The sequence below is a fragment of the Aeromonas salmonicida genome (assembly GCF_028355655.1).
GTDB lineage: Bacteria > Pseudomonadota > Gammaproteobacteria > Enterobacterales > Aeromonadaceae > Aeromonas > Aeromonas salmonicida.
In genome coordinates, this window is sequence record NZ_CP110645.1 from 1,262,830 (window position 1) to 1,287,941 (window position 25,112).

General features: G+C 60.5%; 21 protein-coding genes and 1 pseudogene. 10 read left to right on the plus strand and 12 right to left on the minus strand.

What is annotated here, in order from left to right:
• Nucleotides 1-149: 149 nt before the first annotated feature.
• The 9 genes from rpe (at nucleotide 150) to ONZ54_RS06265 (ending at nucleotide 8,557) form a co-directional block, all read left to right on the plus strand.
• The gene (gene rpe / locus ONZ54_RS06225) at nucleotides 150-824 is read left to right on the plus strand and encodes a ribulose-phosphate 3-epimerase (protein WP_271787713.1); all 675 of its coding nucleotides are present in this window, start codon (nucleotides 150-152) and stop codon (nucleotides 822-824) included.
• Complete coding sequence (locus ONZ54_RS06230) at nucleotides 811-1,479, plus strand: phosphoglycolate phosphatase (protein ID WP_271787714.1); 669 nt, start codon at nucleotides 811-813, stop codon at nucleotides 1,477-1,479. Before rpe ends, ONZ54_RS06230 begins: the two co-directional genes overlap by 14 nt.
• Nucleotides 1,480-1,517: 38 nt before the next feature.
• Complete coding sequence (trpS, locus tag ONZ54_RS06235) at nucleotides 1,518-2,522, plus strand: tryptophan--tRNA ligase (RefSeq protein WP_271787715.1); 1,005 nt, start codon at nucleotides 1,518-1,520, stop codon at nucleotides 2,520-2,522.
• Nucleotides 2,523-2,645: 123 nt separating this feature from the next.
• The gene (locus tag ONZ54_RS06240; RefSeq protein ID WP_005317103.1) at nucleotides 2,646-2,861 is read left to right on the plus strand and encodes a hypothetical protein; all 216 of its coding nucleotides are present in this window, start codon (nucleotides 2,646-2,648) and stop codon (nucleotides 2,859-2,861) included.
• Between the two features lie 21 nt (nucleotides 2,862-2,882).
• A complete protein-coding gene (locus ONZ54_RS06245; protein ID WP_021140398.1) occupies nucleotides 2,883-3,464 on the plus strand; it encodes an aminodeoxychorismate synthase component II in 582 nt (193 codons plus the stop codon).
• Nucleotides 3,465-3,741: 277 nt separating this feature from the next.
• The gene (locus ONZ54_RS06250) at nucleotides 3,742-4,959 is read left to right on the plus strand and encodes an aspartate aminotransferase family protein (RefSeq protein WP_059111492.1); all 1,218 of its coding nucleotides are present in this window, start codon (nucleotides 3,742-3,744) and stop codon (nucleotides 4,957-4,959) included.
• Nucleotides 4,960-5,034: 75 nt separating this feature from the next.
• Nucleotides 5,035-6,054, plus strand: a complete 1,020-nt coding sequence (gene astA, locus ONZ54_RS06255) for an arginine N-succinyltransferase (RefSeq protein ID WP_005317100.1) — start codon at nucleotides 5,035-5,037, stop codon at nucleotides 6,052-6,054.
• Between the two features lie 84 nt (nucleotides 6,055-6,138).
• Complete coding sequence (astD, locus tag ONZ54_RS06260) at nucleotides 6,139-7,608, plus strand: succinylglutamate-semialdehyde dehydrogenase (RefSeq protein ID WP_271787716.1); 1,470 nt, start codon at nucleotides 6,139-6,141, stop codon at nucleotides 7,606-7,608.
• A gap of 151 nt (nucleotides 7,609-7,759) precedes the next feature.
• Nucleotides 7,760-8,557 carry a DUF1338 domain-containing protein gene (locus ONZ54_RS06265; RefSeq protein ID WP_005317093.1) on the plus strand — a complete coding sequence of 266 codons (798 nt, stop codon included), beginning with the start codon at nucleotides 7,760-7,762 and terminating at the stop codon, nucleotides 8,555-8,557.
• A 177-nt stretch (nucleotides 8,558-8,734) separates the two neighbouring features.
• Here ONZ54_RS06265 and ONZ54_RS06270 read toward each other — a convergent pair whose 3' ends face one another.
• The gene (locus ONZ54_RS06270) at nucleotides 8,735-9,331 is read right to left on the minus strand and encodes an HAD family hydrolase (RefSeq protein ID WP_271787717.1); all 597 of its coding nucleotides are present in this window, start codon (nucleotides 9,329-9,331) and stop codon (nucleotides 8,735-8,737) included.
• A 186-nt stretch (nucleotides 9,332-9,517) separates the two neighbouring features.
• On the opposite strand from ONZ54_RS06270, the gene ONZ54_RS06275 reads away from it, so the two are divergent.
• Nucleotides 9,518-10,882, plus strand: coding sequence for an MDR family MFS transporter (locus ONZ54_RS06275; protein WP_021140393.1), 1,365 nt, complete (start codon nucleotides 9,518-9,520; stop codon nucleotides 10,880-10,882).
• A gap of 81 nt (nucleotides 10,883-10,963) precedes the next feature.
• Here the strand turns inward: ONZ54_RS06275 and nifJ are convergent, their stop codons facing one another.
• The 11 genes and pseudogenes from nifJ to pnuC form a co-directional block, all read right to left on the minus strand.
• Nucleotides 10,964-14,506, minus strand: a complete 3,543-nt coding sequence (nifJ, locus tag ONZ54_RS06280; RefSeq protein WP_271787718.1) for a pyruvate:ferredoxin (flavodoxin) oxidoreductase — start codon at nucleotides 14,504-14,506, stop codon at nucleotides 10,964-10,966.
• A 383-nt stretch (nucleotides 14,507-14,889) separates the two neighbouring features.
• Complete coding sequence (locus ONZ54_RS06285; RefSeq protein ID WP_271787720.1) at nucleotides 14,890-16,026, minus strand: MFS transporter; 1,137 nt, start codon at nucleotides 16,024-16,026, stop codon at nucleotides 14,890-14,892.
• Nucleotides 16,027-16,036: 10 nt separating this feature from the next.
• Nucleotides 16,037-16,969, minus strand: coding sequence for an ATP-binding cassette domain-containing protein (locus ONZ54_RS06290; protein WP_271788255.1), 933 nt, complete (start codon nucleotides 16,967-16,969; stop codon nucleotides 16,037-16,039).
• Nucleotides 16,970-17,044: 75 nt separating this feature from the next.
• Nucleotides 17,045-17,596, minus strand: a pseudogene (locus tag ONZ54_RS23245) (ATP-binding cassette domain-containing protein); the annotation flags it as partial.
• Between the two features lie 380 nt (nucleotides 17,597-17,976).
• The gene (locus ONZ54_RS06300; protein WP_271787721.1) at nucleotides 17,977-19,767 is read right to left on the minus strand and encodes a hypothetical protein; all 1,791 of its coding nucleotides are present in this window, start codon (nucleotides 19,765-19,767) and stop codon (nucleotides 17,977-17,979) included.
• Between the two features lie 483 nt (nucleotides 19,768-20,250).
• Nucleotides 20,251-21,858, minus strand: a complete 1,608-nt coding sequence (locus tag ONZ54_RS06305) for a glycoside hydrolase family 13 protein (RefSeq protein WP_271787722.1) — start codon at nucleotides 21,856-21,858, stop codon at nucleotides 20,251-20,253.
• A 181-nt stretch (nucleotides 21,859-22,039) separates the two neighbouring features.
• Nucleotides 22,040-22,411, minus strand: coding sequence for a DUF1622 domain-containing protein (locus ONZ54_RS06310; RefSeq protein ID WP_021141165.1), 372 nt, complete (start codon nucleotides 22,409-22,411; stop codon nucleotides 22,040-22,042).
• A gap of 78 nt (nucleotides 22,412-22,489) precedes the next feature.
• Nucleotides 22,490-22,813: a N(4)-acetylcytidine aminohydrolase gene (gene yqfB / locus ONZ54_RS06315; RefSeq protein WP_059168406.1), complete on the minus strand. Its 324-nt coding sequence runs from the start codon at nucleotides 22,811-22,813 to the stop codon at nucleotides 22,490-22,492.
• A gap of 21 nt (nucleotides 22,814-22,834) precedes the next feature.
• Complete coding sequence (locus tag ONZ54_RS06320; RefSeq protein WP_271787723.1) at nucleotides 22,835-23,506, minus strand: Crp/Fnr family transcriptional regulator; 672 nt, start codon at nucleotides 23,504-23,506, stop codon at nucleotides 22,835-22,837.
• A gap of 147 nt (nucleotides 23,507-23,653) precedes the next feature.
• A complete protein-coding gene (locus tag ONZ54_RS06325) occupies nucleotides 23,654-24,379 on the minus strand; it encodes a nucleoside phosphorylase (protein WP_059168408.1) in 726 nt (241 codons plus the stop codon).
• Nucleotides 24,376-25,098, minus strand: coding sequence for a nicotinamide riboside transporter PnuC (gene pnuC / locus ONZ54_RS06330; RefSeq protein ID WP_005317039.1), 723 nt, complete (start codon nucleotides 25,096-25,098; stop codon nucleotides 24,376-24,378). Before pnuC ends, ONZ54_RS06325 begins: the two co-directional genes overlap by 4 nt.
• Nucleotides 25,099-25,112: the final 14 nt, after the last annotated feature.

Below are 25,112 nucleotides of genomic sequence, written 5' to 3' on the forward strand. Positions count from 1 at the left end.
CGCCATCCTGGTGTTCGCCTCGTTTTCACCGGATATGGGCGATAAATCGGGTGACCCGCTTTTTCCTGCCTGTGTTCGGGTCGTTTTCATCTGATATTTGCGGTAAAATTGCGCCGCTTTTTCTGCCACGCTGCCAATGGATGACGCTGATGAAAGACTTTCTGATTGCCCCCTCAATCCTCTCCGCCGATTTCGCTCGTCTGGGTGACGATGTTGCCAAGGTGCTGACCGCCGGTGCCGACGTGGTGCATTTCGATGTGATGGACAACCACTATGTTCCCAACCTGACCATAGGCCCCATGGTCTGTCAGGCCCTGCGCGACTATGGCATCAAGGCGCTCATCGATGTACACCTGATGGTCAAGCCGGTGGATCGCATCGTTCCGGACTTCGCCAAAGCGGGGGCCAACCTGATCACCTTCCACCCGGAAGCGTCCGATCACGTGGATCGTACCCTGGGTCTCATCAAGGAGCAGGGCTGTCAGGCCGGTCTGGTGCTGAATCCGGCGACCTCGCTCTCCTGTCTGGAGTACGTGATGGACAAGCTGGACGTGATCCTGCTGATGTCGGTCAACCCTGGCTTCGGTGGCCAGAGCTTCATCCCCGGTACACTCGAGAAGCTGCGTCAGGTGCGTCGCCTGATTGACGAGAGTGGCCGTGACATTCGCCTCGAGATCGACGGCGGCGTCAAGGTAGACAATATCCGCGCCATCGCCGAAGCGGGTGCCGACATGTTCGTAGCGGGCTCTGCCATCTTCAGCCAGCCGGACTACAAGGCGGTGATCGACCAGATGCGTGCGGAGCTGAGCCATGTCCAGCGCTGAGCGTGATTTTGATCTGGTGCTGTTCGATCTGGATGGCACCCTGATCGACAGTGCCCCCCAACTGGCGCTGGCGGTCAACCGTACCCTCACTGAACTGGGTCTGACCGAGGCTGATGAAGCCGTGGTGCGTACTTGGGTCGGCAATGGCGCCGACAAGCTGATCCAGCGCGCGCTGGATTATCGTGAGGCTCCTGAACTGTTTGCCAGGGCCCGCCCCCTGTTCGATCAGCACTATCAGGCCTGCCTGTTGGAAGGGCTTGAAATGTATGACGGTGTGGAACAGAGCCTGCGCCGCCTACAAAAGCTGGGTTACAAACAGGCCGTGGTGACCAACAAGCCGAGTCACTTCGTGCAGCCCATCCTGGATGCTCTGGGCATCAGCGACTGTTTCGCGCTCTGGCTGGGTGGTAACTGTGTGCCGGTCAAGAAGCCGAGCCCCGAGCCCCTGCTGCATGCCTGCCATGAGCTGGGCGTCAGTCCGTCCCGCACCCTGATGGTGGGCGATTCCGAAAATGACGTGCTGGCCGCTCAGGCCGCCGGCATGAAAGTAGTGGGGCTCACCTACGGTTACAACTATGGTCGTCCCATTGCAGATTCCCGCCCGGACTGGGTATATGAGCAGTTTGCCCAGCTCGATGCCCTGTTAGCCGAGTAAGGTGTCGGGTTGGCCGAATAACAAGGATTAACACTCTCATGACTAAACCAATCGTACTGAGCGGGGCCCAGCCGTCGGGTCAGCTGACCATAGGCAACTATATGGGCGCCCTGCGTCAGTGGGTCAACATGCAGGATGACTTCGACTGCCTCTACTGCATCGTCGATCTGCATGCCATCACCACCCGTCAGGAGCCAGCCGCCCTGCGCAAGGCGTGTCTCGATGCCGCCGCCCTCTATCTGGCGGTGGGGATCGATCCGACCAAGAGCACTGTCTTCATCCAGTCCCACGTGCCGCAGCACGCCGAGCTGGGCTGGATCCTGAACTGCTACACCCAGATGGGCGAGCTGTCGCGCATGACCCAGTTCAAGGACAAGTCCGCCCGTTTCGAGAACAACGTCAACGTCGGCCTGTTCGGTTATCCGGTGCTGATGGCGGCAGATATCCTGCTCTATCAGGCCAACCAGGTGCCGGTCGGCAACGATCAGAAACAGCATCTGGAGCTGACACGCGACATCTGCACCCGTTTCAACAACCTGTACGGCGAAGTGTTCACCCTGCCTGAACCCTTCATTCCGACCGAAGGTGCGCGGGTGATGAGCCTGCAGGATCCGACTAAGAAGATGTCCAAATCTGACGACAACGAGGCCAACTTCATCGGCCTGCTGGAAGATCCCAAGCAGATCGTCAAGAAGATCAAGCGTGCTGTGACCGACTCCGACGAGCCGGCAGTGGTGCGTTTTGATCCGGAGAACAAGCCGGGTGTCTCCAATCTGCTGACCCTGATGTCCGGGGTGACAGGCCGTTCTATCCCCGAATTGGAGCAGCACTTCGAAGGCAAGATGTATGGTCACCTCAAGACCGAGACTGCCGAGGCGGTCGTTGCCTTGCTGGAGCCCATTCAGGCGCGCTTCCGCGAGTTGCGTCAGGATGAGGCTCATCTGCAAACAATTTTGGCGACAGGCGCACAAAAGGCACGTGAAAGGGCTGAAAAAACACTGACCAGCGTATATGATGTAGTCGGCTTCGTTCCTCGAGCCTGACATACTGGGAAGGTGTAGTAGAAGAGAGCTGGGTCTTTGCCTGGCTTTCTTTGTTTTACCCGACCTGCTATTCGTTAATTCATCTTCCAATTTCAAACGCGGGCTTCTGCCCCAAGAGTGAGCATGTCTGTCGAATTAAACACCACGATTGAAGAGTTGGGTGACAAGGGTCACTGGCTGCGTAAATTCCGCAAGGCCAAGAACCTCAATACCCTGCAACTGATGGTCTCCAACGCCATCGACAAATATCACAACACCCCCGCCATTGCCGCCGCCATCTATCTGGCAGAATGCCAGCGCGAGCGCGAAATGGAGCAGGGCCGCTATCTGGATCGTTGATTCTCTGCCTCTGGTTGCCCCATGCTGTTGTTGATCGATAACTACGACTCCTTTACCTGGAACCTGGTGCAGTATTTTGGCGCTCTGGGGCAAGAGGTGGTGGTAAAGCGCAATGACGAGCTGACGCTGGATACCATAGCGCAGCTAGCTCCCCGTTATCTGGTGATCTCTCCCGGCCCCTGCACGCCCAATGAGGCGGGTATCTCCCTGTCGGCCATCAGCCGTTTTGCGGGTCAGCTCCCCATCCTTGGCGTCTGTCTCGGTCACCAATCCCTGGCTCAGGCTTTCGGTGCCAGAGTGGTGCGCGCGCGTCAGGTAATGCACGGCAAGACTTCCCTTATTCGCCATCAGGGCGGGGGAGTATTCAAGGCGCTCAACAACCCGCTGCGGGTCACCCGCTACCATTCGCTCATCGTGGAACGGGAAACCCTGCCCGACTGCTTCGAGGTTACCGCTTGGAGTGAACACGCCGATGGCTCTTTTGACGAGATCATGGGTCTGCGCCATAAGCAGTTGAATATAGAGGGAGTTCAGTTCCATCCGGAGAGCATTCTGAGCGAGCAGGGCCACCAATTGCTGGCCAATTTTCTAACCAGTTCCTGAATGGTTGTGATTGGCCTCACAGAATCGAGATGAGGCCAAAAATATTTTCCCTGACACTTTATTCACCCCCCTCCCTGTCCAAATTATCTCTTGCCAACACCCCCTGAGCCGTTATGCAATGCGGTTGCCTAAAATCTCACAGGCAATCGAACATTGTTCCCTGTAACTTGCTTTGTTGCAGACTTTTAGCTTTTTTTCTGTGACAATGCCGATGTGTTTACATGGATTTAACTTTTGGGCGGTGGATTATTCTGTCGCCAGATCGAAGGAGAGCAATATGTCAGAGTTGTTGGCAGTGACACGTGAAGTGTTTGATGAAGTGATGGTTCCCAACTATGCGCCCGCCAAGATAATCCCGGTGCGTGGTGAAGGGTCACGTGTCTGGGATCAGGAAGGCCGTGAGTATGTCGACTTTGCCGGCGGGATCGCCGTCAATGGCCTGGGTCATTGCCATCCCAAGCTGGTCGAAGCCCTGAAAACCCAGGGCGAGAAGCTGTGGCACCTCTCCAACGTGATGACCAACGAGCCGGCTCTGCGCCTGGCCAAGAAGCTGGTTGCCGCCACCTTCGCCGACAAGGTCTATTTCTGCAACTCGGGCGCCGAAGCCAACGAAGCGGCTCTCAAGCTGGCCCGTCGTTATGCCATCGAGAAATTCGGTGAGCACAAGACCCAGATCATCGCCTTCCATCAGGGTTTCCACGGTCGTACCTTCTTTACCGTCAGTGTGGGTGGCCAGGCAGCCTACTCGGATGGTTTCGGTCCCAAGCCGGCTGATATCACCCATGTGACTTACAACAATCTGGCGGAGCTGGCTGCCGTCATCTCCGACAATACCTGCGCCGTGGTGATGGAGCCGCTGCAAGGTGAGGGTGGCATCATTCGTCCGACCGACGAGTTTGCCAAAGGGGTGCGTGAACTCTGTACCAAGCACAATGCCCTGCTGGTCTATGACGAAGTGCAATCCGGGGTTGGCCGTACCGGCGATCTGTTTGCCTACATGGGTCTTGGCGTCACGCCTGACATCCTCACCAGCGCCAAGGCGCTCGGCGGCGGCTTCCCCATCGGCGCCATGCTGACCACCAATGAAATCGCGGCTCACCTGAAAGTGGGCACTCACGGCTCCACCTACGGCGGCAACCCGCTGGCGTGCGCGGTGGCCGAGGCGGTGATCGACGTGGTCAATACCCCGGAAGTGCTGAGCGGCATCAAGCAGCGTGAACAGCTGTTCCGTGCAGGGCTCGACGCCATCAATGCCAAGTACCACTGCTTCAGTGAAGTGCGTGGCAAGGGCCTGTTGCTCGGCGCCGTGCTGAACGATGACTACAAGGGCCGCTCCCGTGATTTCTTGCTGGCCTCCATCGATCAGGGGCTGATGGCACTGGTAGCAGGCACTAACGTGGTGCGCTTCGCACCTTCACTGGTTATTCCGGAAGCGGATATCAAGGAAGGGTTGGCACGGTTCGAGAAAGCGGTTGCCCAGGTGGTTAACGCCTGATCCTAATTGAGGTGGGGAGCCCTCCCGGCAGGAGCCGGGACCCCACCTGTCGTCAATGAAAGGGAGTTGTCATTTATGTTGGTTATCCGTCCTATCGAGCAAAAAGATTTTGCCGGTCTCAAGACCTGTGCCATTGAATCCGGCACCGGCATGACATCATTGCCTGTCAACGATGAACTGCTGCAGCGCAAGATAGATGCCTCGACCCAGACCTTCTCGGACAAACCGGCAGGTAAGGGTGATTGCCTCTACTTCTTCGTGGCTGAGGATCTGGAGACCGGCGAAATGGTCGGTACCTGCGCCATCGATGCGGCCGTGGGCCTGTCCCAGCCGTTCTACAACTATCACATCGGCAAGGTGGTGCACTCTTCCCCCAAACTCGGCATCTACAACGTGGTCGAGACGCTCACCCTGTCGAATGACTACACAGGCAATTCCGAGCTGTGCACCCTGTTTTTGCGCGAATGCGCCCGCGAGGGGCTCAATGGCCGCCTGCTCTCCAAGCACCGTTTCCTGTTCATGGCCGAGCACCCCGAACTGTTTGACAAGACCGTCTTTGCCGAGATGCGTGGCGTCTCCGATGAAAAAGGTCACAGCCCCTTCTATGAGTGGCTGCAAAAGCATTTCTTCTCGATGGATTTTCCTACCGTCGACTATCTCACCGGCATCGGCAAGAAGCGCTTCATCGCCGAGTTGATGCCCAAGTACCCCATCTACGTCAACCTGCTGAGCAACGAGGCGCGCGCCGTCATCGGCCAGACCCACGAGAAGACCCGCCCGGCCATCAAGATGCTGCAGGATGAGGGGTTCGTGAACCGTGGCTACGTTGACATCTTCGATGCCGGCCCCACCGTCGAGTGCGACGTAAAGAACATTCGCAGCGTGCGCCGCAGCCAGAAGCTGCGAGTGCTGATCGGCGAGCCCATAGGTGGCAAGACCCATCTGATCTGCAACACCCGCTACGAACAGTATCGCGCCTGCCACGGCAATATCCGGGTCGATCTGGACAAGCACGAAGCCATCATTCCGCCCAAGATGGCGGCGGCACTCAAGGTGCAGGATGGCGACATGGTGCGTGTCGTCGATCTCGACTGAGCCGCCTTGTCTGGTGTTGAAGGCAGCAGAACCGCATATGAAACAGGCAGCCAAGGCTGCTTGTGAAACACAGGGAGTGAATTGATGAGCCATTTAGTACAACTTATCGACGGCCAGTGGCTGGCGGGTGAAGGCAAGCCGTTCGAGTCAATGGATCCGGCCAAGAATGAAGTCATCTGGCAAGGGGGCGCCGCCAGTGCCAGTCAGGTGGATGCAGCCGTCAAGGCGGCCCGCGCTGCCTTCTACCATTGGTCCGATCTGGCCCTCGAGGATCGTCTGGCCATAGTGCGCCGCTACGCCGATCTGCTCGGCGAGCACAAGGAGGCGCTGGCGCTCACCATTGCCCGGGAAACCGGCAAGCCCCTGTGGGAGACCCGCACCGAAGTGGCCGCCATGCAGGGCAAAATTGCCATCTCCATCCGCGCTCATGACGAGCGCACCGGCACTGTCGAGAACCCCATGCCGGGTGCCAAGGCATTCGTGCGCCACAAGCCCCACGGCGTGGTCGCCGTGTTCGGCCCCTACAATTTCCCTGGTCATCTGCCCAACGGTCACATAGTACCGGCGCTGATCGCGGGCAATACGGTGGTGTTCAAGCCCTCCGAGCTGACCCCCATGGTGGCTGAAACCATGCTGAAGATCTGGCAGGAGGCGGGTCTGCCCAAGGGTGTCCTCAACCTGGTACAGGGCGAAGTGGAGACCGGCAAGGCGCTGGCGGGCAATCCGGATATCGACGGCCTCTTCTTTACCGGCTCGTCCCGTACCGGCCATTTCCTCCATCAGCAGTTTGCCGGTCAGCCTGGCAAGATCCTGGCGCTGGAGATGGGCGGCAACAACCCGCTGATCGTCAAGGATGTGAGCGATGTGGATGGCGCCGTCCATGCCATAGTCCAGTCAGCCTTCATCACTTCCGGCCAGCGCTGCACCTGCTCCCGCCGTCTGTTTGTCGAGCGCGGTGCCCGGGGCGATGCTCTGGTCAAGCGATTGGTGGAGGTGGTCGGCCAGATCAAGGTCGGTCTCTATGATGCCGCCGATCAGCCTTTCATGGGGGCCATGATCAGCGAGAAAGCGGCTCTCGGCATGGTAGCGGCGCAAGCCAACCTGCAACAACTGGGTGGCGAGAGTCTGCTCACCCTCAAACACCTGGAAGCGGGCACCGGCTTCGTTTCGCCCGGCATCATAGACGTGACCGCAATCGGTGCACTGCCGGACGAAGAGTATTTCGGCCCGCTGCTGCAGCTCATTCGTTACGACGACTTCGATACCGCCATCGACCAGGGCAATGCCACCAGCTTCGGCCTCTCGGCGGGCCTGCTTGGTGACAACGAGGCGGACTGGCAGCACTTCTTCAAGCGGATCCGCGCCGGTATCGTCAACTGGAACAAGCCCATCACGGGTGCCTCCAGCGCCGCGCCGTTCGGCGGCATAGGTGCCTCCGGCAACCACAGGGCGAGCGCCTACTACGCCGCAGACTACTGTGCTTATCCGGTTGCTTCCGTCGAGGACAGCAAGGCTGCCATGCCGGATCAGCTGTCTCCGGGTTTGACCTTTTAACAAGGAAGAGGCTGGCAGCAAGGCCGCCACGGTCGACACTGTCCTCCTCTGCGCTGAGCGCTGATAACAAAAAGCTGAGCGCTGATAACAAAAAATAAAAGGGGCACTGAACAGGTGCCCTTGTCTGTACCCGCAATCAAAGGAAAGAGAGATGCAAAAGGATATCGACACCCTGTTCGGTCACTTGTGGGATAACTACATTCAAGTCACCCCGAGCGCCCTAAAGGTCCACACCCTGCTGGGTGGCGGCGAGCCCATCGTCAATGATCATGTGGCGTTTCGCACCTACAACCTGCCCAAATTGGGGCTGGAGAAGCTGGCCGCCCACTTCCTGGCGCTCGGTTACGAGCAGAAGGGCGAGTATGTGTTCAAGGCCAAGAAGCTCTATGCCAAGCACTTCGAGCATCAGGATCCGGATGCCCCCAAGGTGTTTATCAGCGAGCTGAAAGTGGAGGAGCTCTCCGAGGCGGCCCAGGCCATCATCCACAAGCTGGCTGAGCAGGTACCTGATCACCTGACCGACACCCAGGCCTTCCTCTACACGGGGGCGCCCTGGCAGGTATCCTGGGCCGATTACCAGACCCTGCTGGCAGAGAGCGAATACGCCGCCTGGATGGCGGCCTGGGGCTATCGCGCCAACCACTTCACGGTCAACATCAATCGCCTCAAGCAGTTCGATACCATCCAGCAGGTCAATGCCGCCCTCAAGGCGGCCGGCTTCGTGCTCAACGGCGTGGGTGGCGAGGTGAAAGGGGACCCGCAGGTGATGCTGGAACAATCCTCCACCATGGCCGACAAGGCGGATGTGCCCTTCAGCGATGGCGTGCGCACCATTCCGAGCTGCTTCTACGAGTTCGCCCTGCGCTACCCGCAGGCCGACGGCGTGCTCTACCCGGGCTTCGTCGAAGCCTCGGCCGACAAGATCTTCGAATCCACCAACGCCATGTAACGGCGATGGTTGGTAAAAACGCCCCGCAAGGGGCGTTTTTTATGGCGTTTTGTGCCGGGCCCGTAGACCCCCGTTTGTCGCTGATATGCTCTCATCCAGGCCGCTGCGCGATATCTCAGCCGAGTCGGGGTTGAACGACCGAGCCCACCCGCAAGGGTGGGCCAGGATACTCGTCTGTCACACCCGCTGCAGCGTGCCTTCGGTGGCCAGCAAGGTGGTCATGCCGCCGGCCTTGCCTGCCTGAATGCCGATCTGGGTATCTTCAAACACCAGGCAGTTGGCGGGATTGGCGCCGAGCAGCTCGGCTACCTTCAGGAAGGTATCCGGATGGGGTTTGTGGTTGTGGATGTCGTCGGCACTGACCAGCACGGAGATATAGGCATCCAGGCCAGTGTTTTTCAAAATGCGCTCGGCATGATCCCGCGATGACCCAGTGCCTATGCCCATCGGCACCTTGCCGTGGCAGCGCCTGACCAGCTCCCACATGGAGGGGAAGACGCTGACCTTGTCGATATGCGCCAGATAGAGGGCCACCTTGCGGCGAGTGAAGGCATCCACATCGATATCCAGTCCGTGCTGCTCGGCCAGCATGCTCACTATCTTGCGGGTGGGAATGCCGCCATATTCATTGAGTTGCTCACGATTGAACGGCAGACCGAACTCTGCGCTGGTTGCCTCCCAGGCATCCAGATGCAGGGGCATGGAGTCCACTAGGGTGCCATCCATATCGAAAATCAGGGCGTCGTATTGATCAAACCGGAACTGCTCGGACATGGGTCTGCTTCCTCTTGGGGCAAAAGACCACACTACCAGATCCGGCGTTCGGATGCCGCGACGGCCGTCATGGTCAAGGGACTGGCCGCTGGATGGCAGTGGTTTTAGCCATCGGATAATGATTTATGAGACAATAATAAGTTCTTTGCCGCAGATTTTGGCATTTCACATTAGCGAGCCGGTTATATGTCCCCAAAAACCATCTTCTCAAGCGTGGCCCTGGTGATCGCCCTGGGTTCACTGGAAAAGAGCATAGTCACCACCCCCTTGCCCATCATTGGCGCCGAGCTGAACGCAGGCGCAGCCCTCACCTGGGTGGTGACCGCCTATCTGTTGGCTGCCACCGCCGCCCTGCCCGTGTATGGCAAGTTGAGCGATCTGTTCGGTCGGGTACGCATGCTCAATATCGGTATTGGTCTTTTCCTGGCGGGATCCGTGGCCTGCGCTCTGGCGCAGGATCTGCCGACGCTGCTGGCGGCTCGTGTGCTGCAAGGGCTGGGGGGCGGCGGCCTCATTGCACTTGCCTTTACCGTGATTGCCGACTGCATACCGCCACGGGAGGTGGGCAAGTATCAGGGTTACATCTCGGCCGTGTATGCGGTCTCCAGTATCGCCGGGCCTCTGCTCGGCGGCTACTTTACCGAGCAGTTGAGCTGGCGCTGGATCTTCTGGATCAACCTGCCTCTCGGGGCGCTCGCCATCTGGCTGGTGAACCGCAACCTCAAGCACCTCAATGTGCGTCGTCACAGCCGTTTCGACTGGAAGGGTGCGGCACTGCTCATCACAGTGACCACGCTGACCCTGTTGCTGTTATCACCCGAGACTGCGTTGCCTCCCATCTGGCTGGCGGCGGGTTTGGCGGTTGCCTTGCTGCTGCTGATCCTGGTGGAGCGACGTGCCCATGATCCTATCCTGCCTGTCCATCTGGTGCGGTTGCCCGGTTATCTGGTGAGTGTGCTGCTGGCACTGGTTTCGCAACTGCTGATGTTCGCCGTGCTGGTCTATCTGCCGTTGCAGATGCAGTGGCAGAAGGGGATGGGGGCCAGCGAGAGCGGCCTCTACATGGTGATCTTCATGGTCTGCATCACGGCGGGTGCCTTCGTCGGTGGCAAGCTGATCGGTCGCACCGGTTACTACAAGCGCTTCGTGGTGGTGGGCTTTGCACTGTCGGCGCTGGCTTTGTGGCAAATTCATTTCGATGTCTGGGCCAGTCTGGGGCTGGGCTTTGCTGGTCTGGGTCTGGGGCTGGTGCTGCCGGCCCTCGCGGTTGTGGTGCAAAATGCATTGCCGGCAGCGGATCGCGGCATCGGCATGTCCCTGTTCAACTTCGGCCGTGAGCTGGGGGGCGCGGTCGGGGTCGCCATCTGCTCCGTGCTGTTTCATGCCGCCCTGCCAGCGGGCACCAGCCACAACCTGGCCAGCCTGAGTCCGGTCGAGCTGGCTCCGGGATTCAGCGCTACCTATATCGGCATGGCGCTGATCGCCAGTGCCGCCTTGCTCATCACACTATTGGCATTGAAGCGGCACGAGCTGGCTACCATGCCTGCCTGATGCCGATCAGACTGGATGTGAAGAGGGCTCCCAACGGGAGCCCTCTTTGTTATCCGGTTTCACTGGTCGCCGGCAGGCCGATCACTCCTGTGGGGGAGCCTCCTTGCCGGCCAGCTGGCTGAGCCAGGCGAAGCGGCGGTTGGCGTCCAGTTCCGCTTCGCGATAGAGCAGGGTGGCGACCTCCGGCAACTGTCGTTCGAGGCGCTGGAAGCGGGGCTCCTGGCTCAGGGTCTCGGCCAGCGAGGCGTTCGGTGCCCGGGAGTCGAGCGCCAGCGGCAGCTTGCCCTCGTCGCTGCGGCGCGGATCGAAGCGGTAGAGCGGCCAGAAGCCGGTGGCGGTCAGCTGCTTCATCTGCTCGTGGCTCTGGGCCAGATCGTAGCCGTGCTCCTCGCAGGGGCTGTAGGCGATGATGAGCGACGGTCCCGGGTAGGCTTCCGCCTCCTGAATGGCCTTCACCGTCTGGTTCATCTGGGCGCCGAGGGAGATCTGCGCCACATAGACGTGGCCATACATCATGATGCTGGCACCAAGATCCTTGCGCCCCTTGCGCTTGCCCTGCTCGCCAAACTTGGTGATGGCACCGAGTGGCGTGGCCTTGGACTGCTGGCCGCCGGTGTTGGAGTAGCACTGGGTGTCGAGCACCAGCACATTGATGTTCTCCCCCAGACTCAGCACGTGGTCGAGCCCGCCAAAGCCGATGTCATAAGCCCAGCCATCGCCACCGATGAGCCAGACCGACTTGTCCACCAGGTAGTCCGCATCCCGTGCCAGCTCAGCCGCGCCCGGCTCGGTGCGACCCTGCAACAGACTGCGCAGCTGCGCTATATGGGCCCGCTGCTCGGAGACCGGCAGGCCGGCATCTTGCAGCGCCTGTTGCAGCTCGGCCGGGACTGCGTCGCCCAGGCTGGCCAGCAGGCGTTGCATCCGCTCGCGATGATGATCGACGGTGAGCCTGAAGCCCAAGCCAAATTCGGCGTTGTCTTCGAACAAGGAGTTGGCCCAGGCCGGGCCACGGCCCTCGGCGTTGGTGGTGTAGGGGGTGGTTGGCAGGTTGCCGCCATAGATGGAGGAGCAGCCGGTGGCGTTGGCGATCAGCAGCCTGTCCCCGTAGAGCTGGGTCAGCAGCTTGATGTAGGGGGTCTCGCCGCAGCCGGAGCAGGCGCCCGAGTATTCGAACAGCGGCGAGATGAGCTGGGAGGTGCGAATGTCGATGCGCTCCAGCTGCTCGGCCGTGCGCTCGGGGAGGTCCAGGAAGAAGTCGTAGTTCGACTTCTGGTCCTCTAGGTGGTCGAGCCTGGACGCCATGTTGATCGCCTTGCGGCTCGGATCGGTGCGATCCTTGGCCGGGCAGACCTCGACGCAGAGGTTGCAGCCTGTGCAATCCTCAGGCGCCACCTGCAGCACATATTGCTGGCCGCGCATGTCGCGGGCCTTCACATCGAGCGCATCCAGGGTCGCGGGGGCACCCTCCAGTGCATCTTTGTCCACCACCTTGGCGCGGATGGCCGAGTGGGGGCATGCGGCCACGCAGTAGTTGCACTGGGTGCACAGGTCCGCTTGCCAGATGGGCACTTCCTTGGCGATGTTGCGCTTCTCCCAGCGGGTGGTGCCCACCGGCCAGGTGCCGTCCGGCGGGAAGGCGGAGACCGGCAGGCTGTCGCCCAGCCCCGCCAGCATGGCGGCGGTGACGGTCTGGACGAAGTCGGGGGCCTTGGCCGATACCACGGGGGGGCGCTGGTGGCTGGACTGATCAAGCACCTGCAGCGGCACAGGGATCAGCGCCTCGCAGGTGGCGGCCAGGGCCTGCCAGTTGCGTTCGACCAGCGCTTGTCCCTTGCTGCTATAGCTGGTAGCGATGGCCTGCTTGAGCAACTCGGTGGCCTCTGCCGGCGGTATGATGGCGGTGAGTTGGAAGAAGGCCATCTGCATCACGGTATTGATGCGGCTGCCGAGCTGGCACTCCCGGGCAATCTTGGCGGCATTGATGATGTAGAAACGCGCCTCTTTTGCACGCAGGGCCTGTTGCACCTCTTGCGGCAGTCGCTGCCAGATCTGATCGGCGTCGTAGGGGCTGTTGAGCAGGAAGATCCCGTTCGGTTTGAGCCGCTCCGCCATCTGGTACAGGTCGATGAACTGCCACTGGTGGCAGCCGATAAAGTCCGCCTCATCCACGAGATAGGCCGATTGCACCGGCCGCTCATTCACCCTCAGGTGGGAGACGGTGAGGCCGCCCGCCTTCTTGGAGTCGTAGACGAAGTAGCCCTGCGGATAGAGTTGTGTGTGGTTGCCGAGGATCTTGATGCTGTTCTTGGCCGCCGAGACGGTGCCGTCGCTGCCAAGGCCGTAGAAGAGCGCCTCCAGCTTGCTCTGGCTCGGCTTGTGTTGCGAAGAGCCGAGCACCGGCAGCGGCAGGGAGAGGCCGGTGACGTCGTCGAAGATACCGACGGTAAAGCGCGGCCGTGGGTTATCCAGCGTCAGCTCATCGAAGATGGCCTGCACGCAGGCCGGATTGAACTCCTTGGAGGAGAGGCCGTAGCGGCCGCCGATGACCCGTGGCAGGCTGGCCCGATCGCCCCGGCTGACTGCCTCGGCCAGCGCCGTCATCACATCCAGATAGAGCGGCTCGGCCTGGGCCCCCGGCTCCTTGGTGCGATCCAGCACTGCAATCTTGCAGGCGCTCTCGGGAATCACCGCCAGCAGATGCTCGGCACTGAAGGGGCGGTAGAGGCGCACCTTCACCAGCCCCACCTTCTCGCCTCTGGCCAGCAGCCGTTCGATCACCTCTTCGCAGGTGCCGATGGCGGACCCCATCAGCACCAGCACCCGCTCGGCCTGCGGGTGACCTACATATTCAAACGGCTGGTAGTGACGGCCGGTCTGTTCGCCGAAGGCTTGCATCGCCTCGCTCACGTGGCGATAGCCCTCGTCATACCAGGGGTTGCTCGCTTCCCTGCACTGGAAGTAGGTGTCCGGGTTGGCGGCGGTGCCGCGAATGACAGGCCTGTCGGGGGTGAGCGCCCGATCGCGATGGGCGCGGATCGCCGCCTCCGGCAGCAGGGCACGCAGTGTGTCATCCGCCAGCGGCACTATCTTGGCTATCTCGTGGGAGGTGCGAAAACCGTCGAAGAAGTGGATGAAGGGCAGCCGGCTGTTGAGGCTGGCCACCTGGGAAATCAGGGCGAAATCCTGCGCCTCCTGCACATTGCTGGCACAGAGCATGGCGCAGCCGGTCTGGCGCACCGCCATCACGTCCGAGTGATCGCCAAAAATCGAGAGGGCGTGGGTCGCCACTGTGCGCGCCGCCACATGCAGCACGAAGGGGATGAGCTGACCCGCCAGCTTGTAGAGGTTGGGGATCATCAGCAAGAGCCCCTGGGACGAGGTAAACGAGGTTGCCAGCGCGCCTGTCTGCAGGGCGCCGTGGACGGTGGCGATGGCGCCCCCCTCCGATTGCATCTCCACCACGCGAGGTACATCCCCCCACAGATTCTTGCCCCGATCGCTCGACCAGGCCGACGCCTGCTCCGCCATGGTGGAGCTGGGGGTGATGGGGTAGATGGCGATGACTTCGCTGGTGCGGTACGCCACTGAGGCGACTGCGTTATTACCGTCTGTGGTGATCATGAGTTGTCCACTTGCTATGCCAGTTTGAAGGCCGGTTGCGGGCAACCGGCCATGGATAGGTCGCAGGCATAGTAAGAGGGTTGGAGAGATCGCATCAAACGGGATAAATAATCAATTAATACATCATCTATTCGTCATTTATACCCTTGAAAATAATCGGGTCTATTTGTCGGGACATATCTATCGATCCAGCGTGAATAATGGTGGCAGGGATGGGGCGGTACCGAAATCGTTGAATTAAATAAATCATGAAATTAAATAATTAGATGGAAGAGTCATGTTTGCTTGCACCGGCAGCCTGAGTTGGAAACAGGTCGCCGCTCATGGTGGATGGGCGACCTGTTGGGGTGCGTGCCTGGTTCACGCTCGTTTTCTGTCGGGGATCAGGCCGTGGCGTTGACCGGCCGCAAGACCACTATGGCACTGCCGAACAGCAGTATGGCCAGGGCTGCCAAGGCCACAGGCCCTGCGCTGTAGGCGAATCCGGCGACACCGGACCAGAGCGCCACGCCAAGGTGCATCATGGTCATCGCCAGCGACATCAGCATGCCTCTGTGAGCGCTGGAGAGCTGCGCAATATAGCCCTGCAGCGCGGGCGATCCTATGCCGCCTGCCAGTGCCCACAGCAGCAGCGGTAGCAGCATGGGTTGCTCAGCCGGATAGAGGTAAAACCAGACGCTGACCAGCAAGCAGACCACCAAGGCCATACGCATCAGGGTGCGCCCGCTCTCGACCCGGCCAGACAGGCGGGGCATCAGCAGGTTGCCGATGACGCTGATGATGCCAAGCAGAGCGTACAAGCCCCCCACGGACCCGATGGACCACTCCTGGGTATCGCGCAGGTGCTGGCCGACGAGATTGAACAGGCCGATGCCGCCGCCAAGACCCAGGCACATGGCGAACAGGGCACCGACCGCGCCCGGGATGGCCAGCAGGCGGGGGCCCTTGTCCTCCTGATGCTCAGCCGATTTTTCTGCCGGAGCTTGGCCAGCGGGCAGCAAGGCCAGCGCCGCCGCCACACCCCAGGCGCACACGCCGAGCAGGATGAAGGCAGCCCGCCAGGAGAGCCATTGGGTCAGCAGAGCCCCGACGGCCGGGCTCGCTATCATGCCCAGGGTCAGGCCTGCCTGGACCCAGGCAATGCGCTTCATGGCATCTGTCCCTGCGCTGTCAGCTGCCATGGCAAAGGCGATGGGCAACATGCCGGCACTGGCAAGGCCGGTGAGCACCCGGCTTGCGAGCCCCCATTCAAAGTTCTCCACCAGGCCTGTTGCGACTGAGGCCGCCCTGAACAACAGGGCGGCGGGCAGCATCACCTTCATTCGGCCCAGACGATCCGAGAGGGTGCCCAGCAAGGGGGCGACCATCGCCAGCGCCAGGCTGTAGGCGGTGATGAAGAGGGTCACGCGCTCGGGTTGAACTCCCAGATCCTTGCCGATGGGAGCCAGTATGGGGCCCAGCATCAGCTCATCGGCCCCCACCAGAAACGCAATCAAGAACAGCAATATTTTCAAAAACATATCTTTGACCTCAAACGCAATACGTATGTTCAGCGGCAGTGAAGGCGTGAATATCCACCACCCGATCCGGCCAGTGGGCGATGAACTCCCGTTCGTGGCAGACCAGCACCACAGTACCTGGATAGTCCTGCAAGGCCTGTTGCAGGGCTGCTTTGACGGTGGCATCCAGGTGTGTGGTCGGTTCGTCCAGTACCAGCAGATTCGTGGGTTGCAGGGCCAGTCGGCACAGTTTCACCCTGGTCTGCTCACCACCACTGAGGGAGGCAATCGGCCGCAATGCCAGTTTTCCTGTTATGCCAAAGCGTGCCAGATGTTGCCGGGCCACCTTGTCATCCACGCCCGGGCACACAGCTTTCACCAGATTGACAGGTGTGGCATCCGGGTCACCCCAGTACAGCGCCTGCTCGAAATAACCCAGTTTGAGGGCCGGTGACAGGGCGAGCTGGCCAGATACCGGGGGCAGCTCGCCCACCAGGGTTTTCAGCAGGGTGGATTTACCTATGCCGTTGAACCCGGCAATCACCAGCTTGTCGCCACGGCTCAGGGTCAGCGAGATGGGGGCCAACAAGGGGCGTCGATAGCCAATGACCAGCTCAGTGGCGGCAAGCAGCTGCTGCCCATTGTGCGGGGCGTTACGAAACGAGAAGGCGACGGCCTTTTCCTGCTCCGGTGTTGCCAGCCTGTCTATGCGGTCCAGCTGTTTCTTGCGGCCATTGGCGATGCTGGCGTTGACCCCGGCCCCGTTTTTGGCAATGAAGTGTTCAAGCTTGTCGATATGTCGCTGCTGCGCCAGATACTGCCTCCCATGGGTGGCATCTTCAGTGGTTTTCTGGGCCATGGCCTTGTCGACGTTACCCTTGAATTTGCGGATCTGCTGCCGGTCTATGTCGCAAATGCCGGTGGCAATCCGGTTTAGAAACGCCTTGTCGTGAGAGACCACCATAAAGGCTCCCTTGAAGCCGCTCAGGTAGTTCGCCAGCCAGTCAAGGTGAAGGGTATCCAGATAATTGGTCGGCTCGTCCAGCAGCAGGACATCCGGCGCGAGCAACAGCAGGCGGGCCAGCATGACCTTGTGCCTTTGTCCGCCGCTCAATTCCCCCAACCGGGTATGCATACCCAACTGAGTGATCCCCAGGCCACCCGCCACCGCATCGATGCGGCTGTCGACCAGATAAAACGACCGGCTCTCCAGGCTGGCCTGAAGGGTGGCGGCACGTGCCAGATGGCGCGCTTGGATACTTTTCGCCGGGCAGGCGTAGATGGCCATTATCTCTGCCTCCTGCCGGTAGAGATCTGCAAAAGCGGTTTACAGGTATTCGCGCACTCTTGTTTGCGCGTCCATCTCGGCATGCTGATCCAGATAACCGAGGCTCACAGCGGGCTGCCAGAGGATGTCGCCCCCGTCGGGCAACAGTTCCGCCTGCAGCAGTTTCAGCAAGGTGCTTTTACCTGCCCCGTTTTTGCCCGTGACGCCGATATGCTCGCCGGCGAAGAGGGTGAAACTGGCCTGCTGGTAGAGGGTCTTGTCACCCATGTGACAAGTCAGGTTTTGAATGGTGAGTAAACTCATGGTGCTACATCCATAAAAAACGGGGGGCTGGTACTTGGCGTACCGGCCCCCGTTTCAAGCAATATTGAAACTTTGTCCTGAATATCAGAAACAAAAAGGCCGGCGATGAAGCATCTCGCCGGCCTGAGTCCCCTGTTTTCATCAGATGCGGGGCAGCCTCCCTGTGAGAGGGCGTGCACGCAGCTGATGAAGATTCAGAAGAGGGATGGCTCCGGGCAACACTTCATCGTGTTAGTGCACGGAGCACAGCCTCCTGACAGAGCATTTGAACAGGATGTACAACATGGAAAAGCGGTCCAACAAAAATTCTGGTCGCAAATTACACAGAACCCGCTTGCGAGTCAAATGACTGTCAGTTGAACGCCTGGATCAAGCACTCGCTACTCGTGGTGCAAGGTGATGCAATCCAGGCCGCCGCTGCCCCTGAGCAGAGCCTCCGCCTGGTTAAATCCCTCCCGCGTGCTGCTTGCTGTCTGACCCACAAAGTAGATGGTCAGCTCGGGCACCTCGCGTTTCAACCAGGCGCTGAAGGCCTGATTCAAGGGGGCTATGCTGGCGGCGTTGGTGATGTAGAAGGGTTGCTGCGCCGTGCCCATGATGCCGTTCATCCAGTTCACCGCCCGCTTGTTCACGTTGAAGGCGCCCGGGGTGGCGATGGGAGTCAGACCTGCGTCGGTCAGCTGCTGCCGGATGAGGGCATGGATCTTGTGCCAGCGTTCGGCCTGTTGTTTCAGGCTGGTGAGGGTCTCGGTGAGGCCCTGGCGCTCGCTATCGTTCAGGCTGCCGTTGCTGGCCAGCACCTGCTGGATCAGCGCCTCGCTGGCCGCAGGGTCGTTGAACAGAATGCGGCCATCGGCCAGCGGGCGCATGGCCATGTCGAGGTGAAAACCGGGTTGGGCCAGGATCACCAGATCGCGCTCGGCCACCTTGAGCTCCTGCGCCATCAGGCGCTGGCTGATGGCCATCATGGCGAGGAAACGGCGGGTCTGCTCATCCAGCTCGGCGCCGGCCAACTCCTTGCGTTGGTAGCCGCCGGCCTGCAGCATGCGTCCCAGCCGGGTCAGGGTGGCGGTATCGGCCTGCAGCGTTTGCATCTCCTTCTCTATCTGATCATCAGCAAAGTCGGAGTGGAGATCGGCGGTGACCACCAGGCTGGCGTAGTCCTGTTTCAGCCGGGCCAGCAGATCGAAGGAGGCCGGCAGCGCCTGGCCATGGAGCGCGCGATAGCGCTCGGCGATGAGGGCGCCCTGCTGCTGGCTCAGAAACATCCTCCCCTGTGCGGCCTGCCGGCTGTCCCAGTCCACTTGGTACTGTGCCAGCTCGGCCTTGGCGCGCGCGGTTCTGGCAAAGGCGTGGCGCTGCTCGGCGTTCAGATCCCGAGGCAGCAGGTTGGCGGCCTCCAGCAGTATGAGGTCCACCTCGGTATCGTGGCCGTTCTGCACCGTATGGGGGCTGCCCAGCCACTCCCGCTCGATCAGTTGCAGCCGAAAGTCACCGTCGCGCTCCATGGTCTCCTGCCGGGTAGCGATGCGCTCCCTATCCAGCCGGCTGTGGTGCAGAGTGGTCTGAAGCAGGGCATCGCGACCGATCAGGGCATAGGGGGTACCGTCGGCCCGCTGGCCGGTCAGCATGTTGCCGCCATCTATGATGGAGAAGGTCGGGATCAGCTCCCGTCCCTGCTCGTTGGCAAAGGTGTCGGCCTGGGCCAGCATGCCATCCTCCAACCCCTGAGAATCCTGGTTGCCCAGACTGTGGTGGCCCTCCTGCTCGGCCTGCGGGCTCTGCGCTGTCAGGGCTGTGATGAAGGCGTGGTAGTGACCCTTGTCGGCCAGTGGCGCCCTGGGGCGGAAGACGAGGGCGCCATCCCGTGACAGCCACATGTTGTCTTCGGTCCATTTGTACATGTCGTCATGGGTGTTGACCGAGAATCCCTGCTGCCTGCCGATCTGCTCCAGCTCAGCCACCAGCTCGGGTTCGGTCTGAATTGGCAGATGGAGCTGGTGGATCCGGTTGCCCAGATCGTCCTGCGCCAGCTGGAAGGTGCGAGCGAGGGCGGGCGTCTCTGGTCCATGGCTGGCCAGCGGGTCGTCCGGGAATATGATGGGAGTTGCCGTGGCCGAATTGAGCCAGAAGAGAGTCGAGATGGCGAGTGCCACACCGGTTTTACGCATGATGATTACCTTTTTGTTATGGCGGGATAACTATCCCGCGAGCCTGAACTGCATGTTGGCGCAGAGCGAGGATCTCCTCGCGCCGGATGGAAACCATAAGGTTCAGGCTTGGAATAACAAGGCCGCAGATTTGAATTGACTTTTAACCCTGGCTAAATAGAACAAAATACATCCTGTAAATAACCATTCAATAGACCTACATTCGTTATTACTTCATTAGAAACAGTGCGTTGTGGTGTCTCTATTATCTATAAAGAGATCGGTTGTTATATTTCGGGCTGGTCGCCACACGCCTGAAAATACGAAGTTTTTAAGTGATTAAAGATAAATGGTGCAGGCCAATATGGAGGAGAACAATACAGGGAAATAACAGGGCCAGGACCTGGTCATGTATTGGCGGCGATAAACGAGAGGGATATTGGGAGCCAGCACAAGCGGGGAGGCCATGTGCCGGCCCCGAAGCGCCGCCTGTTACTCACCCGCTTATGCCTGCATCAGCCAGACGGTGGCCTGATAGGGAGCAAAGTGAGTCGTGGGCGCGTCCGGGTAGTTGCCCATCAGCAGGGTGGCCCCCCTCTCCACCATGTCAAGATAGGGCATGGACAAGGTGCCCGCGGTGAGATTGGCGAGCAGCAACAGGGTGTGGGTCTCGCCGGTGGCAGGATCCCGCCACTGACGGCGGTAGCTGACACGCTGTGGATCATCCCCATCCAGCAGCTCGAAGTCGCCATGACGAATGACGGGGTGGGCCTTGCGCAATGCAATCAGCTGGCGATAGCAGTGAAACAGCGAGCCGGGGCGGGCCAGCTGCTCGGCGGCGTTGATCTCTACGTGGTTCTCGTTGACCGCGATCCAGGGGGCGGCCGTGCTGAAGCCCGCATGTCGGCTCGCATCCCACTGCATCGGGGTGCGGGCGTTGTCGCGGCCAATCGCATCGATACGGCGGCTCAGCTCGGCGGGATCCAGCTCCGCCTGGCTGGCACAGTAGTGGATGGCCTCCACATCGCGCAACTCATCGGTTTGCCAGTGGCGGTTGGTCATGCCCAGCTCCTCCCCCTGATAGATGAAGGGGGTGCCCTGCATCATGTGCAGCACCAGGGCCCACTGTTTGGCACTCAGCTCGCGCCACTCGGGCCTGTCGTCGCCAAAGCGGGAGACGGCGCGGGGCAGGTCGTGATTGCCGAGAAACAGGCTGTTCCAGCCCCGGCCGTGCAGCCCCTGCTGGTGGCGGGCCATGGCCCGCTTGAAGGTGAGGAGATCAAAGCGGGATGACCATTTATCCTGCCCCAGCCCCAGGTGTTCGAAGTTGAACACCATGCTGAATTCGCTGCCATTCGGGTTCGAATAGTGCTGCATATGAGCGAGATCCGCCCCCCAGGTTTCCCCGACCGTGATGATCCCCTTGTTGCCGAAGCTGGCGCCGTTGAGCTCGCGGATATAGTCGTGCAGGCGGGGGCCGTTGCTCATGGCAAGGGGCGACCACTCCTTGCTCACCATGTCGATCACATCGAAGCGGAACCCCTTTATGCCCTTGGCCAGCCAGAAGTTGATCACGTCAGCCATCTCGGCGCGCACCGCCGGGTTGTCCCAGTCGAGATCGGCCTGGCTCACATCGAAGTTGTGCAGATAGTAGCTGTCGAGCGCTGGCACGTATTGCCAGCCGCTGCCGCCGAAGATGGATTGCACCGGATGGGTATCGACGAAGGCTTTATCCCGAAAAACGTAATAGGCCTGATAGCGGGCGTCCCCGGCAAGCGCCCGTACAAACCACTCATGTTCGGTGGAAGTATGGTTGGCGACTATGTCCATCATGATGCCCATGCCGCGTTCGGCAGCCTTCGCAATCAGCTGTTCCATGTCGGTCAGGGTGCCGAACGCCGGGTCTATGTGGCGATAATCAGCCACGTCATAGCCGTTGTCCCGTTTGGGGGAGCAATAGACAGGGGTAAGCCAGAGCATGTCGACCCCAAGCTCGGCCAGATAGTCGAGGCGCTGGCAAATGCCATTGATATCCCCCATGCCATCGCCGTTACTGTCCTGAAAGCTCATGGGGTAGATCTGGTAAATCACACAGTTATCGAGAGGGGTCATGGGTCAGGCCGGGCACAGAGAGATGACCCCATTCTAGGTGTTTGCAGATGCGCGGGGCAGGGCGTGGGAACGTCTGAAAAGGGTTCCATAGTTGACTGATTGTCAAAAATGAGGGGAGGGTCACAGGCCGCCCTCCCTTGCTACATGTGTGGCAGGATTCAATAGCTGTGATGGGAAAGGGTTATCGGTTGGCCGTGACCTGTTCAGCCTGCTGGCGCTCGGCCTGTGCCTCCAGCTCCTTGCCGAGGAAGTAGTTGAGGAAGGTGCGGATCACCGCAATGATGGCGAGACGGATCAGCTCCTCCTTGCTTGGCGCGACAGTGGTGGCCAGTATGTCGGCGGCGAGCTGGAATTCCAGCGCCAGAATAAGCCAGCTGCCAAAACAGAGCCGGATCCGCGGAAAGCCGGGCTGGTGATCCCGTACCCGCGCCGCCAGCCAGAGGGTCTTGCCAAGGCCAATGACCACGCAGGCGATGGAGATGATCTCCAGCAGCAGCTGGAACAGCTCGACCCCGTGCATCATCGCCTCTTTCAGGCTCGCTATCTCAAACACGTTTGGCTCCTCCAGGATGCAAAGTGGACACTATTAGCATATTGCTCGGCCAAGGCCAAATCGGACTCGGGTCATCAATCAGGCAAGCAGTTTGAATTCAATTACATAGAGTGGCGGCAGGTCAGGGTAGATATCCCGGATCACCTGTTTTAGCTCCGCCAGGGTCATGTTCTCCTGGCGGGCGTGTTCGTCGTTGAGGGCATCGAAGGCGACCGACGTGACCGACAGTACCTCAATGGTGCCGAACGGCTGGTGCTCGGGGTTGGTAAAGAGTGCCAGTCGCTGGCCCGGTTGCCACCGGGCTTCGCTCTCATCGCGAATGGTGATGGTCTTGCGGCCTGCCTGAATATCGGTCACGAAGCGGCTGAAGAAGGTGAACTCTGGGTAGGATTGGGAATGCATGGGATGTCTCTTTGATAGCAGTTAAAGGTTGAGGTAGGCGCGCAGTTTGGCGAGATCGGCGATGGCGAGGCCATCAGCGCCTTCGCACACGATTCCCTGCTCGACCAGCTCCTTGAGGGCGCGGCGATAGACCCGCTCCGTGGTGCCAAAGCGCGCCGCTTCATGAGCCCGCTTGCGCGAACCCAGCATGGGAGTGCGCTGGCGCTCGCGCCATAGTTCATAAGCAATGTTGTAGGCGATGGGATGCAGCAAGCGGCTGGTGGTGATGTCCAGGGTATCGAGATAATCACTGGCCAGGGCCGCGGCGAAGAAGAGTACCAGGCCGGGTTCTGCCAGCAGCCGCTGGGCCAGCTTGTGCGCACAGATGACGCTGGCATCCAGCTCGGTCTCGGCCACCACGCTCCACTGCACCGGGGTGGCACTGAAGAACTCCATCTCGCCGAAGATCTGGTTGTGGCAGGCTATTTCGCCGAGCTGAAAGATGCGCCCCGAGTGCACAGTGCTGTTGAGGGAGACTCGGCCCGTCTCCACCAGATAGAGGCACTCGCTCTGCTCCCCCTGCCGCATGATGGGTTCGCCCGGCAGGTAGCGGCGCAGGAACAGGCTGCACTCCTCGAGCGCCCTGGCAAATTCGGGTTCTTGCTGGCTGAGTTCGGTGTGAAAGCGGCCGAGAGGATAGGGTTGTTGCTGCATGAGAAACCCGCGGGGGAAACGAGGGCCATGAGGCTAGCAAGAGCGCGGGCCGGATACCAGCGCCCGTGCCATTGAATGTGCCGGGCTTAACGTTTTGTCAGGGGCCGCTGCGGTACCAGCCCCTGAAGGGGTCAGGATGAGCCTGGCTTACTGCACCAGGGCATGGAGCGCGGCGGCGATGGCCAGTCGCTCGCCGGTCATCATGGCCTGCTCGGCGCTGGCGTAGTCACCCACGCCCTGCTGCACGTCCTGCTCGAATGCCACCACGTTGCAGAGCACGGCGGCGACCCGCACCTTGCGCAGGCGACCCACTGTGAGCAGGGAGGCTGTCTCCATGTCGGCCCCCAGCAGGCCGCGCTCGTGCCAGTAGCGGCACACCGCCAGCTCGTCATCCCGGTAGAAGCTGTCGTGGGATCGCACCAGACCGTGCCAATGGGGCAGGCCGCTGGCGGCGATGTGGTCGAGCAGGGCTGCCTGCAGGCGAATGTCGGCGCAGGCGGGGTACTCGGGGGGCAGATAGGCTTGTGAGGCGCCATCGTGGCGTACGGCCCCTTCCACCACGATGAGATCTCCCAGTGCTATCTCATGTTGCAAGGCCCCCGCCGAGCCGACCCTGACCAGTGCTCGGGCGCCGGCTTGCACCAGCTCCTCCAGCGCTATGATGGCCGACGCGCCGCCTATGCCTGTGCTGCAGACTGTGATTGGCAGTCCCTGATAACGGCCGTTGATCAGGCGAAACTCCCGGTGCTGGCCCAGTACGTCACACGACGCCAGCTGGTTTGCGATGCGATCGACCCGGGCCGGGTCGCCGCACAAAACAACCCGCTCGGCAATCTGATCCGGGCGGCATTGCAGGTGGGGCAGCAGGCTCATGCGATCACTTCCTGCCGTTGGCGTTTGGCCGCCAGCATCCAGAGGCGGGTACCGTTGGCGGCGATAAACAGCAGGATCAGGTACTCCAGCGACATGGCATAGACGCCCTGAGCGGCATAGACGCCGATGCTGATGATGTTGATGACCACCCAGAGGATCCAGTTCTCCACGTATTTGCGGGTCATCAGGATCTGGGCGACCACGGAGAGCACCGTCATGCTGGCATCCCAGAACGGGAAGGCATCGGGGGAGGGCTCAGGCGTTGCGAGACCCGCGCCCAGCAGGTTGAGCAGTGAGACGGAAGTGCGCGCCAGCGCGGCGAACACAGGGTCGATATAGCGGGTCAGCAGGGCAATGGCCAGCACGCTCAGGGCGGCGGTCACCATCAGCTTGGACTTGCTCAGCCAGCGGACTTGCAGTGTGTCCCCCTGATCGTTGGCGGGCCGAGTCCAGGCGTACCAGCCGTAGAGGTTGGCGCAGAAGAAAAAGAGCTGCAGCATCAGCAGGCCGTAGAGCTGGATCTGGAAGAAGATGATGGCAAACAGACTGACGTTGATAAGGCCGAACAGGTAGTTGATGGTCTTCTCCTGACTGGCAAACCAGATGCAGGCCAGGCCAAACAGGGTGCCGATGGCTTCAATCCACGACATGGCGTAACCGCCGCCCAGCGGTATGGTCACCAGGGTGTGATTGATGCTGAACCACTCGAATATGCTCATTTTCGTTTCCTTTG